12 protein-coding genes are annotated in these 16,741 nt (G+C 73.8%); 5 read left to right on the forward strand and 7 right to left on the reverse strand.

Features of this window, described 5'->3' with window-relative positions:
* Positions 1 to 60: 60 nt before the first annotated feature.
* Positions 61 to 1,404: a GH1 family beta-glucosidase gene (locus ACTWLT_RS21260; protein WP_445319886.1), complete on the reverse strand. Its 1,344-nt coding sequence runs from the start codon at positions 1,402 to 1,404 to the stop codon at positions 61 to 63.
* Positions 1,405 to 2,243: 839 nt separating this feature from the next.
* Here ACTWLT_RS21260 and ACTWLT_RS21265 point away from each other — a divergent pair.
* Positions 2,244 to 5,144: a glycoside hydrolase family 48 protein gene (locus ACTWLT_RS21265; RefSeq protein WP_445319887.1), complete on the forward strand. Its 2,901-nt coding sequence runs from the start codon at positions 2,244 to 2,246 to the stop codon at positions 5,142 to 5,144.
* 283 nt (positions 5,145 to 5,427) lie between these two features.
* Here ACTWLT_RS21265 and ACTWLT_RS21270 read toward each other — a convergent pair whose 3' ends face one another.
* The gene (locus ACTWLT_RS21270) at positions 5,428 to 6,081 is read right to left on the reverse strand and encodes a DUF3159 domain-containing protein (RefSeq protein ID WP_445319970.1); all 654 of its coding nucleotides are present in this window, start codon (positions 6,079 to 6,081) and stop codon (positions 5,428 to 5,430) included.
* A 185-nt stretch (positions 6,082 to 6,266) separates the two neighbouring features.
* Between ACTWLT_RS21270 and ACTWLT_RS21275 the strand changes: the two genes are divergently transcribed.
* Both ACTWLT_RS21275 and ACTWLT_RS21280 read left to right on the forward strand, forming a co-directional pair.
* Entirely contained in the window at positions 6,267 to 7,154 is an 888-nt protein-coding gene (locus ACTWLT_RS21275; RefSeq protein WP_445319888.1) for a phosphatase PAP2 family protein, read from the forward strand.
* Positions 7,155 to 7,161: 7 nt separating this feature from the next.
* Positions 7,162 to 7,827 carry a maleylpyruvate isomerase N-terminal domain-containing protein gene (locus ACTWLT_RS21280; RefSeq protein ID WP_445319889.1) on the forward strand — a complete coding sequence of 222 codons (666 nt, stop codon included), beginning with the start codon at positions 7,162 to 7,164 and terminating at the stop codon, positions 7,825 to 7,827.
* 6 nt (positions 7,828 to 7,833) lie between these two features.
* Here the strand turns inward: ACTWLT_RS21280 and ACTWLT_RS21285 are convergent, their stop codons facing one another.
* Positions 7,834 to 8,697 (reverse strand): DUF1028 domain-containing protein, encoded by an 864-nt coding sequence (locus ACTWLT_RS21285; protein ID WP_445319890.1) that lies wholly within the window; start codon positions 8,695 to 8,697, stop codon positions 7,834 to 7,836.
* 51 nt (positions 8,698 to 8,748) lie between these two features.
* Positions 8,749 to 9,969, reverse strand: coding sequence for a low temperature requirement protein A (locus tag ACTWLT_RS21290; protein ID WP_445319891.1), 1,221 nt, complete (start codon positions 9,967 to 9,969; stop codon positions 8,749 to 8,751).
* A 154-nt stretch (positions 9,970 to 10,123) separates the two neighbouring features.
* Here ACTWLT_RS21290 and ACTWLT_RS21295 point away from each other — a divergent pair, with 154 nt between their 5' ends.
* Together ACTWLT_RS21295 and ACTWLT_RS21300 are read left to right on the forward strand one after the other, a co-directional pair.
* On the forward strand, positions 10,124 to 11,107 hold the full coding sequence (locus ACTWLT_RS21295) for an LLM class F420-dependent oxidoreductase (protein ID WP_252418334.1): 984 nt from the start codon (positions 10,124 to 10,126) through the stop codon (positions 11,105 to 11,107).
* Positions 11,104 to 11,895 carry an SDR family oxidoreductase gene (locus tag ACTWLT_RS21300; protein ID WP_445319892.1) on the forward strand — a complete coding sequence of 264 codons (792 nt, stop codon included), beginning with the start codon at positions 11,104 to 11,106 and terminating at the stop codon, positions 11,893 to 11,895. The genes ACTWLT_RS21295 and ACTWLT_RS21300 overlap by 4 nt, the downstream gene beginning before the upstream one ends.
* 84 nt (positions 11,896 to 11,979) lie before the next feature.
* Here the strand turns inward: ACTWLT_RS21300 and ACTWLT_RS21305 are convergent, their stop codons facing one another.
* The 3 genes from ACTWLT_RS21305 to ACTWLT_RS21315 all read right to left on the reverse strand — a co-directional run bounded on the left by ACTWLT_RS21305 (position 11,980) and on the right by ACTWLT_RS21315 (position 16,726).
* The gene (locus ACTWLT_RS21305) at positions 11,980 to 14,355 is read right to left on the reverse strand and encodes a transglutaminase TgpA family protein (RefSeq protein WP_445319971.1); all 2,376 of its coding nucleotides are present in this window, start codon (positions 14,353 to 14,355) and stop codon (positions 11,980 to 11,982) included.
* Between the two features lie 161 nt (positions 14,356 to 14,516).
* Positions 14,517 to 15,716: a DUF58 domain-containing protein gene (locus ACTWLT_RS21310; protein ID WP_445319893.1), complete on the reverse strand. Its 1,200-nt coding sequence runs from the start codon at positions 15,714 to 15,716 to the stop codon at positions 14,517 to 14,519.
* A gap of 14 nt (positions 15,717 to 15,730) precedes the next feature.
* On the reverse strand, positions 15,731 to 16,726 hold the full coding sequence (locus ACTWLT_RS21315; protein ID WP_445319894.1) for an AAA family ATPase: 996 nt from the start codon (positions 16,724 to 16,726) through the stop codon (positions 15,731 to 15,733).
* Between the last annotated feature and the right edge of the window lie 15 nt (positions 16,727 to 16,741).

Consider the following 16,741-nt stretch of genomic DNA (forward strand, 5'->3'; position numbering starts at 1 on the left):
GACGGTCACCGGCTCACCTGAGCCGAGCCGTCCGGGTCCGGCCGCACCGGGCGGCCCCGCTCAGAGGCCGCCGTCGGCGATCACCGACCGGTACCAGTGGGCGCTGCGCTTGAGCACCCGCCGCTGGGTGGCGTAGTCCACGTAGACCAGTCCCCAGCGCTGGTCGTACCCCTCGGCCCATTCAAAGTTGTCCAGCAGCGACCAGACGTGGAAGCTCTCCAGCGGAACCCCGGCGGCGATGGCCCGGTGGACGGCGACGAGGTGGTCGCGCAGGAAGGTGATCCGGCCGGTGTCGTCGACGGTGCCGTCCGCTGCCAGGGTGTCCGGAGTGGGCAGTCCGTTCTCGGTGACGGTGAGCGGGATCGGGCCGTAGTCGCGGGTGACCCGGGTCAGGATGTCGTACATCCCGTCGGGGTAGATCTGCTGCCACTCGGCCTCGGAGGTCGACCAGCGGTGCTCGGTGCCGCCGTCGGCGGTGACGTAGATGGGCGTGTAGTACTGCACGGCGAGCAGGTCGACCGGCGAGGAGATGATCGCCAGGTCGCCGTCCTGGATGCCGCGGACCATTCGGCTCTGCGGGCCCAGGTCGGCCAGCACGTCCTGCGGGTAGCTGCCCTTGAGCAGCGAGTCGAGGTAGAGGCGGTTCTCGTACCCGTCGTAGAGCCGGGCGGCCGCGGCGGCCTGCGGCGAGTCGTCGGCGGCGTAGCAGGGGTGCAGGTTGAGCGCCGGTCCGATCCGGCCGGTGCCGCCGGCGGCGCGCAGTGCGCGGACCGCGAGCCCGTGGGCGAGTTGCAGGTGGTGGGCGACGAGGTAGGCGGCGTCCGGGTCCTGCCGGCCGGGCGCGTGGTGGCCGCTGAGGTAGCCGTTCTGCACCACGGTCTTGGGTTCGTTGACGGTGAGCCAGACCGGCACCCGGTCGCCGAGGGCACGGAAGACCGCGTTGGCGTAGTCGGCGAAGCGGTGGACGGTGTCGCGCGACTCCCAGCCGCCGGCGTCCTGCAGGGCCTGCGGCAGGTCCCAGTGGAACAGGGTGGCCATCGGCGCGATGCCGCGCTCGTGCAGGCCGTCCAGGAGGCGGCGGTAGAAGTCGAGCCCGCGCTGGTTGGGCGTGCCGGTGCCGTCGGGCTGGATCCGCGGCCAGGAGATCGAGAAGCGGTAGCTGCGCAGCCCGAGGTCGCGCATCAGGTCGAGGTCTTCCGCGTACCGGTGGTAGTGGTCGGCGGCGACGTCGCCGGTGTCGCCGTTGCGGGTACGCCCGGGGGCGCGGCTGAAGGTGTCCCAGATCGACTCGCCGCGGCCGTCCTCCTTGGCGGCGCCCTCGATCTGGTACGCGGAGGTGGCCGCGCCCCAGCCGAAGTCGCGGGGAAAACGCAGCGGGCCGGCGGGCCCGGTAGGTATCGACATGGATTCTCCTCGTGGATACGGGGCCACCGCCGAGATTCGGGAGCGCTCCCAGGATAGGCCAGGGGCGGCGAGCCCGGTCAGCCGGCCGTCGTGTCGGCCGGCAGTGGCGGGTTGAGGTGCTGCGGACCCCGGACAGCGAACGAGGCCGACCGGGCGGCGCGGTGCGCCTGTCCCGTCGGCCTCTTTTCCCATCGTGTACGGGGGTTTAGTGTGGGGACGGGGGAGGGCAACCCCCGTCCCCACCGTAACTGCACACACACGGGCGGAATGTCGGTCCTGCCGTGCGTGTCGCGCGGGAGCCGGGCCACGCGAGTGGCTCTGGTTCCACCTCCCTCCCTGTGGCGGGATGATGGCTGACGACGGCGTCCGGGCTGGCCCGTCGTCGGCCCTCGGGCTGGTTCCCCGCGGCCCGTCAGAGACGGTCCCGGTGATCTTCTTGTTGGAACCTTCATCGATGGAAGCGCTCCCATCGACGATGCTGCGACTGTAACCCCCGTCACGGCTTTGTGAAAGACCCAAAACGAGATCGAAACAAGGCTCTGCTCCGTCCCGTCGCGTGCTTGTTGTGGGAGCGCTTCCATGGCAGACTGTCGATTCAACGCGACAGGAGCCACATCGCGTGGCGCGGGTCCACCGAGGGCAGCCGGGAGCACGTACTCCGGTCACGGTCACCCGAGCGCGGCCGACGGGACCCGTCCCGCGCCGGCCGCACCGCCGATCCCCGGCCGGGCCCGGGGCGACCACCTTCCCGGCGCCTCGAATTCCCCGCGCACCACCACCCTCGCGGGCAGGCGCCTCGCCGGGACCAACCCGGCCTGGTCCGAGGAGACACCGCGCACATGAGACATCTGGCACGACGCCGTCGAGTGGCGATCATCGCCGCCGCCGCGCTCGCCGCCGGCGGGGTGACCCTGCCCGCCGGCGCCGCGCAGGCCGCACCCGCCTGCGACGTGGTCTACGCGACCAACGACTGGAGCACCGGCTTCAGCGCCAACGTGACGATCAGGAACCTCGGCGACCCGGTCACCGGCTGGACGCTGACGTTCGCCTTCCCCGGCAACCAGCGGGTCACCCAGGGCTGGTCGGCACGATGGAGCCAGACCGGCAACCAGGTCACCGCGACCAACGAGTCGTGGAACGGCAACCTCGGTACCGGTGCCAGCACCAACATCGGCTTCAACGGCTCCTACACCGGCACCAACGCCAAGCCCACCTCGTTCGCCGTCAACGGGGTCACCTGCGGCGGCGCGCCACAGCAGCCGCCGACCGTGGGCCTCACCGTGCCGGCCGGCCCGTTCGAGGCGCCGGCCGACGTGCCGCTGACCGCCACCGCCAGCGACCCGGACGGGACCATCAGCAAGGTCGAGTTCTACCGCAACGGCCTGCTCGTCAACACCGACACCACCGCCCCGTACGGCTACACCCTCGAAGACCTGCCGGCGGGCGCCTACACCGTCCAGGCCAAGGCGTACGACAACGCCAACCTCAGCGCCACCGCCGAGAAGTCGTTCACCGTGGGCGCGGCCTCCGGGCCGACGCTGATCGCCACACCGTCGGCGGTCACCGTCGCCGAGGGCGGCAGCTCCACGGTCAACCTCAAGCTCAGTGCCGCCCCGGCGGCCACCGTGCCGGTCACCCTGACCCGCACCGGCGACGCCGACATCACCGTCTCGCCCGCCACGGTCAGCCTCACCCCGAGCAACTGGAACACCGGGGTCGCGGTCACCGTCGCGGCGGCCGAGGACGCCGACACCGCCGGCGGCACCGCCACCGTCACCGCCTCGGCGACCGGCTACGCCCCGCTCGCCGTCACCGCGACCGAGGCGGACAACGACGTTCCGGGCGGCGACAACGTCTACACCGCGCGCTTCCTCGACCAGTACGGCAAGATCAAGAACTCGGGGTACTTCAGCCCCGAGGGCGTGCCGTACCACTCGGTGGAGACGCTGATCGTCGAGGCGCCCGACCACGGGCACGAGACCACCTCGGAGGCGTTCAGCTTCTGGCTCTGGCTGGAGGCCCAGTACGGCCGCGTCACGCAGAACTGGGCACCGTTCAACAACGCCTGGACGGTGATGGAGAAATATATAATTCCGAATCACTCAGACCAGCCCACGGCTGGGGCCGCCGGGACCGCCCAGTACGCCGCCGAGCACGACCTGCCCAGCCAGTACCCGTCCGCCCTGGAGGCGAACGTGCCGGTCGGTCAGGACCCGCTGCGCGGCGAACTCCAGTCCACCTACGGCACCGGTGACATCTACGGCATGCACTGGCTGATCGACGTGGACAACACGTACGGCTTCGGCCGCTGCGGCGACAAGACCACCCGGCCCGCGTACATCAACACGTTCCAGCGGGGCACCCAGGAGTCGGTCTGGGAGACCGTTCCGCAGCCGTCCTGCGACACGTTCACCGCCGGCGGTCAGTACGGCTACCTCGACCTGTTCGTCAAGGAGTCGGCGGCCCCGGCCAAGCAGTGGAAGTACACCAACGCCCCGGACGCCGACGCCCGCGCCGTGCAGGCCGCGTACTGGGCACTGACCTGGGCCAAGGCGCAGGGCAAGCAGGCCGACGTCGCGGCCACCGTGGCGAAGGCCGCCAAGATGGGCGACTACCTGCGCTACTCGATGTTCGACAAGTACTTCAAGAAGATCGGCAACTGCGTCGGCGCCAGCGCCTGCCCGGCCGGCAGCGGCAAGGACTCCGCGCACTACCTGATGTCCTGGTACTACGCCTGGGGCGGAGCGTACGAGACCAGCCAGAACTGGTCCTGGCGGATCGGCTCCAGCCACAACCACTTCGGCTACCAGAACCCGTTCGCGGCCTGGGCGCTGACCAACACCCCGGAGCTCAAGCCCCAGTCGCCGACCGCCGTCGCCGACTGGACCAAGAGCTTCGAACGGCAGCTGGAGTTCTACACCTGGCTGCAGTCCGCCGAGGGCGGCATCGCCGGCGGCGCGACCAACAGCTGGGGCGGCAACTACGGCCAGCCGCCAGCCGGCACCAGCACCTTCTACGGCATGTACTACGACGTCGACCCGGTCTACAACGACCCGCCGTCCAACCAGTGGTTCGGCATGCAGGCCTGGTCGATGCAGCGGATCGCCGAGCTGTACCAGCAGACCGGCAACGCCAAGGCCAAGGCGCTGCTCGACAAGTGGGTGCCCTGGGCGATCGCCAACACCACCGTCGGCGCCAACTGGTCGATCCCGTCGGACATGAAGTGGACCGGCCAACCGACCACCTGGAACCCGGCCAGCCCGCAACCCAACACCGACCTGCACGTCGAGGTCACCGTCAAGGGGCAGGACGTCGGCGTCGCCGCCGCCTACGCCCGAACCCTCATCGCGTACGCCGCCAAGTCGGGCAACGTGGCGGCCAAGAACACCGCCAAGGGTCTGCTCGACGCGCTCCACGCGGCCAGCGACGCCAAGGGTGTCTCCACCACCGAGAAGCGCGGCGACTACCGGCGCTTCGACGACACCTACGACGCCGCCAGCGGGCAGGGCCTCTACGTCCCGCCGGGCTGGACGGGGAAGATGCCCAACGGCGACGCCATCGCCGCTGGCAAGAGCTTCCTCGACATCCGGTCCTTCTACAAGAACGACCCGGACTGGCCCAAGGTGCAGGCGTACCTGAACGGCGGGGCGGAGCCCAGCTTCAACTACCACCGGTTCTGGGCGCAGGCCGACGTCGCCATGGCGTACGCCGACTACGGCAACCTGTTCCCGAACGGCTGACAGCCCTCCGGGAGGGGGTGGCGTGCGCGCCGCCCGCTCCCGGGGTCCGGCCGGGGCCGGGGGATCGGGACCCGGCCGGCGAACGGCCTGACTCCCACGGTCAGGCCGGGGTGGGCCGGCCATCCGGCCAACGCAGCGGATCGGTCGGCCCGCCCCACCGCCCGGACTGGAGGCTGCCGCGAAAAAGCCCAGAAATTCGGGCCGTCACGGGATCACACCGGTGACGGCGACGGAGTAACGTACGTCACCGGAGAGGCCGCTCCCCCCGTGGCGGCCTCTCCACTTATTTGCCCCTCGGCAACGCCCCCGGGTTCGGCGCGGGAGGTGGGGCCGGCTGATCGGTGACCGGGTGACGCAACCCGGGGTGCCCGGGCGGCAGCGACCGGCGCAGCACCACCCAGCTCAGCGCCAGAGCCGCCGCGACCAGCGGCCAGGTCAGGGCGACCCGGGCCACCACCAGCGCGAGCACCTGCCCGCTCAGATACAGGGGCACGAACACCGCCACCCGCAGCACGTACGTCGCCGTCCACACCCAGCTAGCCCGGCCGTACCCGCGCAGCAGCACCGGGTCGCGCCGCCACCTGGCCCGCTGACCCAGCGCCGCACCCACCAGCACCCCGAGCAGCGGCCACCGCACCACGATGCTGACCGCCCAGGCCAACGCGCTGGCGGCGTTGGAGAGCAGTTGGATCAGGAAGAAGTTCTCGGCCCGGCCGGTGCGCAGCGCGATCAACGCCGCGACGCAGACGGCGAGCAGGCCGATCAGCACCGAGCGCGGCCGGTCACCGCGACGCAGTCGCACGCCGGCCACCACCCCGCCGACGGCCACCGCCGCGCCGACCCCGGCCCACAGCGACTCGCCGCCGAGCAGCCAGCCCGCCGCGAACGCCAGCGGTGGCAGCGTGGCATCGACGGCACCCCGCCGGCCGCCCAGCAGATCCGCCAACGACTCGCCGCCAGCCGGCCCGCCAGGGACCCCGGTCTGCTTGTCCGCGCCCGGCGCGGCCCGGCCGGCGTCCTGCTCCGGTGTGCCGCCCACCGCCACCTCCTCGCCTCCGCTCCAACCTATCCACCGACCGTCGGTGGGCCACCCGCCGGCGTGCCGACACCTGCCGCTACGGTGTGCGGATGCGTGCGACGGCAAGGGGTTGGACGGCGGTCTGGTTGGTCGTGTTGGCCCTTGTCCAGACAGTCATCTTCCTCGTCGTCTGGCGGGTGGCCGTGCACACCGAGATCGGCCAGTGGGTCGACACCGTCGCGCTGACCGGCAACCGGATCGGCCAGGACCGCATCGACGGCCCGGTGGACAAACTCCTCAACGCGATGTCGGTGGTCTCCCTGCTGGCCGCCACCGCGATGATCGGGTTCATCGCCCTCATCCGGGGGCGGATCGCCCTGGCCATCACCGCGACCCTGCTGATCGCCGGAGCGAACGTCTCCACCCAGTTGCTCAAGTACGGGCTGAGCCGGCCCGACTACGGCCTCGACCCCGAGCGGGCCGCCGTGGGCAACAGCCTGCCCAGCGGGCACACGACGGTGGCGGCGGCGGTGGCGGTCGCGCTGGTTCTCGTGCTGCCGCGCAAGGTGCGGGCCGTCGGCGCCTTCCTCGCCGCCGCGTACGCCGCCGCCGCCGGGGTGGCCACCCTCTCCGCCGGCTGGCACCGGCCCAGTGACGCGGTCGCCGCGTACCTGGTCGTGGGCGTCTGGGCGGCGCTGGCCGGGCTGGTCCTGCTGATCACCCAGCGCGAGCAGGCCGAGGTCGCCCCGGGCGACGCGCACCGCCTCGCCGCGCTGCTGCTCGGGGCGGCCGGCGTGCTCGCCCTGATCACCTGCGGGTTGGCCCTGTCCTGGCTGGTCGATCTGCGCGGCACCGGGCCGGACGAGCTGAGCCGCCGACCGCTCTTCGTCGCGTACGCGGGGAGCGCCGCGGGTATCGCCGGCACGATGGCCGTGGTGATGGCGCTGGTGCTCAGCGTCGTGCACCGGCTGGTGCCGCGGGTCAAGGGCTGAGCGGCGCGTGGATCTGGTCCGCGCGGCGTTCCGCGCCGAGTGCGCCCGACTGGCCGGGATCCTGACCGAGTTGGACGAGACGGACCTCGACCGGCCGACCGGCTGCCCGCCGTGGACGGTGCGGGAGCTGATCGCGCACGTGCGCACCGGCGTCGGCCGGGTCACCGACATGCTCGCCGCACCCGCCCCGCCCACTGCCCAGGTGGACGCCGCCGCCTACTTCGGCGCGGCGAAGTTCACCCCGGAGGTGGACGCGGCCCGGATCGCCGGAGGCCGGCGAGACGCCCGGCAGGTGGACCAGGAGGCGCTGACCCACCTCGACCGGGTCTGGCGGGCCGCTGACGCCGCGGTCGCCGCAGCCCCGCCCGGACAGGTGGTACGGACCCGGCACGGTGACGCGATGCGCCTCACCGAGTTTCTGCGGACCCGGGTCGTCGAGGTCGGCGTGCACGGCCTGGACCTGGCCGCCGCGCTGGACCGGCCGCCCTGGCTCACCGCGCCCGCGGCGGAGGTGATCGCCGACCTGCTCACCGGTGGGCGGGCGGTGCCGGCCGAGTTGCGCTGGGACCGGCTGACCCTGATCCGCAAGACCACCGGGCGGGCGGCGCTCAGCGGCGCGGAACGGGCGGCCGTCGACGCCGCCGGCTTCCGCTGGCTCGCCTTCGGCAGCTGACCCCGATCAGCTCGCCGAGCGCGGTGCGGGCACGTGCGGGGCGACGCGGCGCAGGTGCGTCAGCACCACCGGGTCGATCCGACCCGGCACGAGCCGCTCCTCCAGGTTTTCCAGCCCCGCCCAGGAGACCAGTGCCGCCTCCGGCCCGTCGCCGGCCACCGGATGGCCCAGCGCGGTGAGCAACGTCGCCACCTCGTCGGCGACGGCGCCGTTCAGGTCGAGCAGCGTGGCCGGGTCGGGCCGGCTGAACAGCAGGGTGTGCACGGCGAGCAGCCGACCCAGCTCGGCGACCGGATCGGGGTGATCGTCGACCCGCAGGTCGACCAGCACGTCGCTCCTGCCGCCGTACCCGGCGCCGCGTTCGACCACCAGCAGGCCGGCGCTCTGCCGCCCCCGGCGGTCGCCGCCGGCCTCGTCACCGGCGCGCAGCGCGGCGACCAGCCGCTCGGCGAACGGCAGCGCCGCGCCGGCCAGCCAGGCGTCGCCCAGCGCGTCGACGACCTCCGGGCCGGCAAGGATGTTGCCCTGCGCGGCCCAACCGTCGCCGGTCCGACCGCCGGCCCACGGGTGACAGGCAGGGCCCGTCCAGCTGGCGCCCGGCCCGCTGGCCCCGACCACGCCGAGCTGGCGGTGCTCCCGCTCGGCGTCGGCGGCGACCAGGCCGGCCACCACGTCGGCAGCCGGCACCCCGGTGCGCAGCAGGGTCAGCCCCTGCGGGCGGTAGGCGAGGTTGACGTGCGCCTGGGTCGCCAGCGCGCCGATCTCGGCCTCCGCGGCCGGCACCAGCGCCCCGGCGGCGAGGAACTTGCTGGCCACGACGACGCCGTGCGAACGGCCGTCGGCAGAGCGGGCCACGAGGGAGAAGGTCACCCGCCGAGATTAACCTGCCCCCCGGAGACGACATCGCCGTGCTTCGATGACTCAGAACGGTGTCGCCGCCGCCTCCGGTGGGGTGCCACGGGCTCTGCGGGCGTCGGTGACCGCCACGGCGGCCAGCACCACCACCCCGGTGCCGGTCGCCGCCAGCCCGGGCAGGAACAGCAGCGGCACCGCCACCGCCGCCAGCGCCAGAATGGCGAGCCACCGGGACGGGGAGACCCGCCCGAACACCTCGTACTCGAAGCGGGCCCGGCCGGCCAGGAACAGCGTCGGCCCGCCGAGCACCATCGCCAGCCACGAACCGGGGATGCGCTCCATCGGATTTTCGATGATCAGCTCGTAGCCGACGGCGCTGGCGGCCAGGCCGATCACCATCAGCAGGTGGGTGTCCGCCGCCGACCGGCCGATGTTGGCCGGGTGCCGGGCCTGCGCGACGGCCTCGCCCAGGATCTGCCCGGCGCGCTGGAAGTAGATCCGCCACAGCACGATCGAGCTGGCAAGCGCGAACGCGAACGCCGCCGCGTGCGCCGGCTGGTACGGCCCCTTGCTGTACGCGAAGCCCGCCACCAGGATCGTCTCGCCCAGCGCGATGAGGAAGAACTGCTGGTAACGCTCGGCCAGGTGCTCCCCGGCGATGTCCCACTTCGACATCGACGACCGGCCCAGTCCCGGCACGGGCCAGCCCAACCGGCCCGCCACGTACTCGATGGCCAGCGCCAGCGTCCAGAGCACCACCTGCGCGTTGGTCGGCAGCAGCGCGCCACCGATCCAGAACACGCCACTGGTGGCGTACACCACCGTCATCCGCACCTTCAGCCGGCGGTACTCGTGCGGGCCCAGTTTGAGCGACAGGATCAGCGGCCGGGACACCTGCGCCACCACGTACGCCAGCGCGAACATCAACCCGGTCTGGCTGAACGCCCGCGGGGTCGCCACCCCCATCACCATGCTGCACACCAACGCGATCATCACGACGGCCTGCAGTGGCACCTTGTACGGGTCGTAGCGACTGGTCGTCCACGCGGTGCCCTGCCAGAGCGCCCAGAGTGCCAGCAGCAACAGCAGCGTCTTGCCGCTCCCGGTGATCGCCGCCCAGCCGTGCACCCGGCCCGGCTCGCTTGTCAGGTCCTCGAACGCGCGCGCCGAGATCCGGGTGAGCGCGAAGACGTAGACCAGGTCGAAGAAGAGTTCCAGGAAGGTCGCCCGGTCGGGAACGGCGCCCGCGCGCACCGGTTGCAGGCGTCCCGATGCCTCAGAACCCATGGTCAGCGGCCTGCGCCGTCGGTTCGCTCCACGTGGCAGTCGTAGCACCGCCCGGTGTCCGGGCTGCCCGGTACCGGTAAATCCGGCCATCCCGGAGATCTTGCTCGTGGACCCCGTCAACGGGCACGATCGATCGGTGACGAATCGATGGGGCATGACGGTGCCGCTGGGCGGGATCCCGCTGGCCGACCACGCCGCGGTCTACGCGACGCTCGACCGGGCCGGGTTCACCGACGTCTGGTCGTCCGAGGTCGCCGGGACCGACGCGTTCACCCCGCTGGCGCTCGCCGCGGCGTGGCAGCCCCGGCTGCGGCTGGGCACCGCGATCACCCCCGTCTTCACCCGGGGGCCCGGGCTGCTGGCGATGAGTGCGGCGGCGCTGGCCGAGGCCGCGCCGGGCCGGTTCTCGCTCGGCATCGGCGCGTCCTCGCCGGTGCTGGTCCGGGACTGGAACGCGGTGCGGTTCGAGGAGCCGTTCCGGCGGACCCGGGACGTCCTGCGCTTCCTGCGCGCCGCGCTGCGCGGCGAGACCGTGGACGAGGTCTACGACACCTTCACCGTGCGCCGGTTCACCCTGGAACGGCCGCCGGCGGTGCCGCCGTCGATCCTGCTCGCCGCGCTGCGCCCGGGGATGCTCCGGCTGGCCGGCGCGGAAGCCGACGGCGTCATCCTCAACTGGCTCGGCGCCGACGACGTGCCGCGCGCCCTCGCCGAGCTGGGCGAGCGCCGCGAAGGCTTCGAGGTCGCCGCCCGGATCTTCGTCTGCCCCACCGAGGACGCCGCCTACGCCCGGACACTCGGCCGCCGGCTGATCACCAGCTACCTCACCGTCCCGGCGTACGCCGAGTTCCACCGCTGGCTCGGTCGCGACCAGGTGCTCGCGCCGATGTGGGAGGCCTGGGCCGCCGGTGACCGGCGTGGTGCCAGCGCGGCCGTGCCGGACGAGGTGGTCGACGCGCTGGTGCTGCACGGCTCACCGGAGCAGTGCCGCGCCCAGGTGCGCCGCTACGCCGACGCCGGCGTGGACGTGCCCGTCTTCGCGCTGCTGCCCACCCCGGAGGTCACCGCCGGCGGCGCGGCCGCACTGACCACCCTCATCGCCCAGTTGGGCACCGACCCCGTGGGAGCGTCGACGTGAACCTCACCGACCGGATCGTGGTGGTCACCGGCGGCGCCGGCGGTATCGGGGCGGCACTGTCGCGCCGCTTCGCCGCCGAGGGCGCCGCCGCCGTGGTGATCGCCGACCTGGACGCCGACGCGGCCCGCGCGGTCGCCGAGGGCATCGGCCCGGTCGCGCACGCCACCGCCCTCGACGTCACCGACGAGAACCAGGTCCGTGCGCTGGTCGACGACACCGAGCGGCGGTACGGGCGCATCGACCTGTTCTGCGCGAACGCGGGAGTGACCACCGGCGGGGGAGTGGAGGTCGACGACGCCGGCTGGGACCGGGCCTGGCGCGTCAACGTCCTCGCCCATGTCTACTCGGCGCGGGCGGTGCTGCCCGGGATGCTCTCCCGCGGCGGCGGCCACCTGCTGCACACCTGCTCGGCGGCGGGTGTGCTGACGGCGGTGGGCGATGCCGCGTACACCGCGACGAAGCACGCCTCCGTGGGGTTCGCCGAGTGGCTGGCCATCACCTACCGGGACCGGGGCATCCGGGTCAGCGCGCTCTGCCCGCAGGGCGTGGACACCCCGATGCTCGCCGACGGGATCCGTGCGGGCCATCTCGGCGCCCGGGTGATCGAGGCCTCCGGCGCGGTGCTCACCCCCGACCAGGTCGCCGAGGCAGCCATCGCCGGGCTGGCCGAGGAGCGTTTCCTGATCCTGCCGCACCCGGAGGTAGCCGACTACGCGCGCCGCCGCGCCGAGGACCCCGACGGCTGGCAGGCCGGCCTCCGCAAACTCATCCGCCGCCTAACGGCCTAACGCCCTCGGCCCGCCCCCGACCCCTCTCAGGTGATCAAGAGGTTGGCGTCAGGGACGGGTCCGGCGGTGACGCAAAGCTCTTGATCACCGTGGGGAGCGGTCGGTCGGGCGGCGGCGTAGCGGCGCCGGGTGGGTGGACCACAGCAGGCGGCGCCACCAGGGGCGGGCGGCGCGCAACGTGGCCACGTAGGCCGAGGCCACCTCGGCCGCCCGGGTCGCCTGGGCGGGGGTCGCCGCGCCCGGGGCGAAGCCCACCTCATTGAGCAGGTCCGCCAGCTCGTCGACGCCACCGGCGCCCATGCCCGCGGCCTCTGCCGTACCGGCGCTGCGGCCGGTCTCGGTGTCACCGGCCGGCGGACCGGGCTGGTCGCGACGCGTGGCGATCAGGGCGTCGGCGAGGGCCTGCCGGGCCTGGCCGGCCACCTCGGTGGCTGCCAGGTCATGGCCGACCGGCCGACCGGCCAGATGCAACGCGTCGGTGACCTCCCGCCAGGCGCCGGCGATGCGCTGGCCGGGGTCGCCCCGACCGAGTCGGGCGCGGGTGAGGGAGCGGCGCATCGCCAGCAGGGTGAGCAGCACCGCCCCCACCAGCAGCAGCAGGCCACCGCTGCCCCCGGCCACCAGCACCGGTGTGGACACGCCGCCCCGGTCGATCGGCCCGTCGGGGGCGGCCACCGGCTCCGGCGACGCCGTCGCCTCCACGGTGGGCGCCGGTGCCTCCGAGGGTGGGGGGTCCTCCGGCGTCGGGCGGAAGTCCTCCTCCACCGGCCTCGGCTCGTTGTCCGGGCGGGGCAGCGGGTTGAACGCCACCCAGCCCAACCCGTCGAAGAGCACCTCCGGCCAGGCGTACGCGTCGCCGGCCCGTACCGGCCCCTGCCCGCTGGACTCGAAGCCCACCACCACGCGGGTGGGCAACCCGGAGAGCCGCCCGAGCACCGCGAACGCGGCGGCGAACTGCTCCGAGGTGCCCTCCTGCCCGCCGGCGTTGCGCGGCCCGAAGAGGAAGAAACCCAGGTTCGGGTACGCGTGCCCGCTCGGGGCGTCCGCCACCACGCGGTAGTGCTCGGCCAGGAACTGCTCGATCGCCGCGGCCCGCGCGTAGGGGGCGCCGTTCTCCTCGGCGAGCTGTGCGGCCAGCCGGCGCAGCGGGTCGGGCACCCCGTCGGCGACCCGCAACACCCGGGCCACCTCCGCGCCGGCGGGCACGTTCGCCGTGGCGAGGAGGTTGTTGTCGGGGCGCTCGCGCGCGGAGGTCACCGTGTACCGCAGCCCCGGGGCCAGCCCCTCCGGCCGGATCAGCGTCCCGGTCGCCGGGTCGTACGCCACCCGGGCGCCGCTGACCTCGAGGGGCGTGGCCACGGCGGGCAGCAGCCGGCCACTCAGCTCGGCCACGGTGATCTGCTGCTGGACCGTCTCCACGGTGCTGTCCCGGGCCGGCGTCGAGGGCGGCAGGATCCGGCCGGCGTTGCGGTACGTCGCGCCGACCCGCCAGGTGACCCCGTCGTAGTCGCTGAGCACCGCCAGCCGGATCCGCACACTGCCAGCGGCGTCGCCCGGCGCGGCCGGCCCCTCGCCGGTGCCTCCATCCGGACCCGCACCAGCGCTGGGCGCGGCGGCACCGGAGCGGACCGTGCTCACGTCGAGCAGCTTCTGCTCCGGGTTCAGCGCCCAACCGGAGATCCGGATCAGCGGGTTCTCGTCCAGCGTCTGCACCTGCGGCGGTTCCACGTACCGGCGGGGATCCACCGGCCGACCGTCGACCTGGTCGGCGACCACCGGGCCGAGCAGTGCGACCAACCCGACCACCACGGCCACCCCGAGCGCCGCGCTGACCGCGAGCCGCACCCGCACCGCCGCGCGTACCCGGGGAGCCAGGTCGGCGCTCGGATCACCACCGGCCGGTGACGCAGCGGTGGGTGCCGCCAGGCCGACCGCCGCGACCGCGACGAACGCCAGCGTCGCCCCGATCGCCGGTTCGGCGTTCGGGCCGACCACGTAGAGGGCGGCGGCGTAGAGCCCCGCCGCCGGCAGGTAGCCCAGCAGCACCCGGCCGGTGCGCAGCGCCACCTCCGCGCCCGCCAGCCCGGCCAGCCAGGCGGCGACCACCGGCACCAGCACCGTGTCCGGCGTGGGCTCCACCGGAATCATCGCGGTGAGCAGCCGGGGAATGCCGTTGCGCGCGGCGTCGGCGGTCACCTCCAGCAGACCGCCCGGCAGGTCCGCGCGGGAGGCCGCCACCCGCAGCGACCAGAGGGTCCAACCGGCCATCGCGGCCACCGACACCGGTGCGACCAGCCAGGACGGCAGCCGCCGCGCGGCAACGCTGACCAGCACCGAACCGGCCGCGGAGCCGACGACCAGCAGGGTCAGCAGGCTGCCCGCGTACACCCGGCCGAGCACCACCCCGGCCAACGCGGTCAGGCCGATCAACGCCAGCGGGACGACGACCGCCCGCAGCACCCTTCCGGCCCGGCCGGCGCGCCTCGCCGCCGAGCCGTCCGGCGATGCGCCCGACCCCGGTCCACGGTCGTCCGGGCCCGGTCCACGGTCGTCCGGGCCCGGTCCACGGTCCGTCGGGTCGACGGTGCCCGCACCGCCGTGCCGCGGCGGGCCGACGCCCGTCACCACCGGCGCACCCCGTCCCACTCGGCGGCGAACTGCGCGCCGTCGGCCGCGTCGACCACGACCAGGCCCGCCGTGCCCGGCGGTGTCGGCTCGGCCGCGCCGAACACCCCGACCACCACCGACGGGTACGCGCCGCGCAACGCGCCGACGTGCCCCAGCTCGGCGCGGCCACCCGGCCCGGTCAGGAAGATCAGCGTGTCGCCGAGCCGGTCCTGGCGCAGCCGGGTGGTGGCCGCGCGCAGCGCGTCGTCGTCGCCGGACAGCCCGGCGGCGGCGAGCCGGTCCAGTGGCCCGAGCGGCTGCCCGCCGGTCGGGTCGCCGCCGTCCACGTCATCGTCGGCCCGCTGTCGCTGGGTGGCCGCCGGCTCCGAGGCGACCAGCAGCAACAGCACCGGCAGGTCCGCGCGGTGCGCGGCGGTGACGATCGACGCGGCCGCCTCGCAGCCCGACTCGAACGACTCCGCCACCCCGTCCACCCGCTGCGAATGCGCGGCGGCGCGATTGTCCAGCAGCACGACCAGGCGGGGAAGGCTGGTGTCGACGTTCTCCCGCACCATCAGCTCGCCGACCCGGGCGCTGGTCCGCCAGTGCACCCGACGCAGTTCGTCGCCCACCACGTACTCCCGCAGCGAGTCGAACGTGATCGACCCGTGCGGCACCCCGTCCACCCGGCCGTCGAGGCTGCGTCCCGCCCCGGTCGGCACCGCCGTCAGCGGGTGGATCCGGGGGTGCACCCATACCGGCGTCGTCGCACCGTACGGGCGGGCCAGCGCCACCAGGCTCAGCGGGTCGCGCCGGGTCACCCGCAGCGGCCCGACCGGCACCACGCCTCGGCGGTGCGTCGGCACGTCGTAGCGGACCTCGGTGTCCCGGCCGGGTCGCAGGCGCAGCAGCGGCACCGGCACCGTGCGGGCCCCGCACCGGTCCTCGGCCAGCAGGTTCGCCGAGCGCAGCCGGCCGGTGTTGCGGACGGTCAGCGTCATGCTCGCCGGTTCGCCGCGGGCCACCCGGTCCGGGTCGGCGCGGCGGGTCACCGTTAGCCGGGGCCGCCAGGCCGCGGTCAGCGCCGCGTAGCCCACGGCCGCGCCGGCTGCCGCGCCGAGCAGCGTCAACTCGGGGTACGCGAACCGGAAACCCACGCCCAGCAGCACGACGGCGGCGACGAGCAGCCCGATTCCCCGGGCGGTGATCCCCATGCCGCTGCTGCCGGTCAGCCCTGCACCGGAGCCGGCTGCCCCGACGGCAGCGGCACCGGCACCGAGGCGATGGCCTGGCGCAGCACCTCCCCGGCGGTCAACCCGCGCACCTGGGCGTCGGGGGTGAGCAGCAGCCGGTGCGCGAACACCGCTTCGGCGAGCGCCTTCAGGTCCTCCGGCATGATCCAACCTCGACCGTCGATCAGCGCGTACGCGCACGCCGCCCGCGTCAACGCGATCACACCCCGAGGGCTGACCCCGACCCGCACGTGCTGGTGGGTGCGGGTGGCGGCGGCCAGCCGGACCGCGTACGCGTAGAGCGGCTCGGCGATGTGCACCCGGCGGGCCATCCGGACCATCTCCCCGACGGTGGCGGTGTCCGTGACCGGGGCGAGCGCCTCGGGGGAGCGGACGGTCGCGCCGCGCAGCACCTCCACCTCGACCGCCTCGTCCGGGTAGCCGACGGAGAGCTTGACCAGGAAACGGTCCAACTGCGCCTCGGGCAGCCGGTAGGTGCCGTCCATCTCCACCGGGTTCTGCGTGGCCACCACCAGGAACGGCTCCGGCACCGGGTGCCGCACCCCGTCCACGGTGACGGTGCGCTCCTCCATCACCTCCAGCAGCGCCGACTGGGTCTTCGGCGACGCCCGGTTGATCTCGTCGGCGATGACGATGTTGGCGAAGACCGGCCCCGGATGGAACTGGAAGTCGCGGGTCGCCTGGTTGAAGATCGTCACCCCGGACACGTCCGAGGGGAGCAGGTCGGGCGTGAACTGGATCCTGCGCCACTCACCCTTCACGGTGGCGGCGATGGCCCGCGCCAGGGTCGTCTTGCCGACTCCGGGGACGTCCTCCAGGAGCACGTGACCCTGAGCGAAGAGCGCGGTCAGCGCCAGCCGGACCACCTGCGGCTTGCCGAGCACCACCGCGTTGACGTTCTCGGCCAGCCGGGCGGCCAGGGCGGCGAAGCCCTGCACCTCCGGCTGGGTGAGCGGCTCGTGGGTGTTCACGGTCGGTGGTGCTCC

It is taken from the genome of Micromonospora yongxingensis (assembly GCF_052601155.1).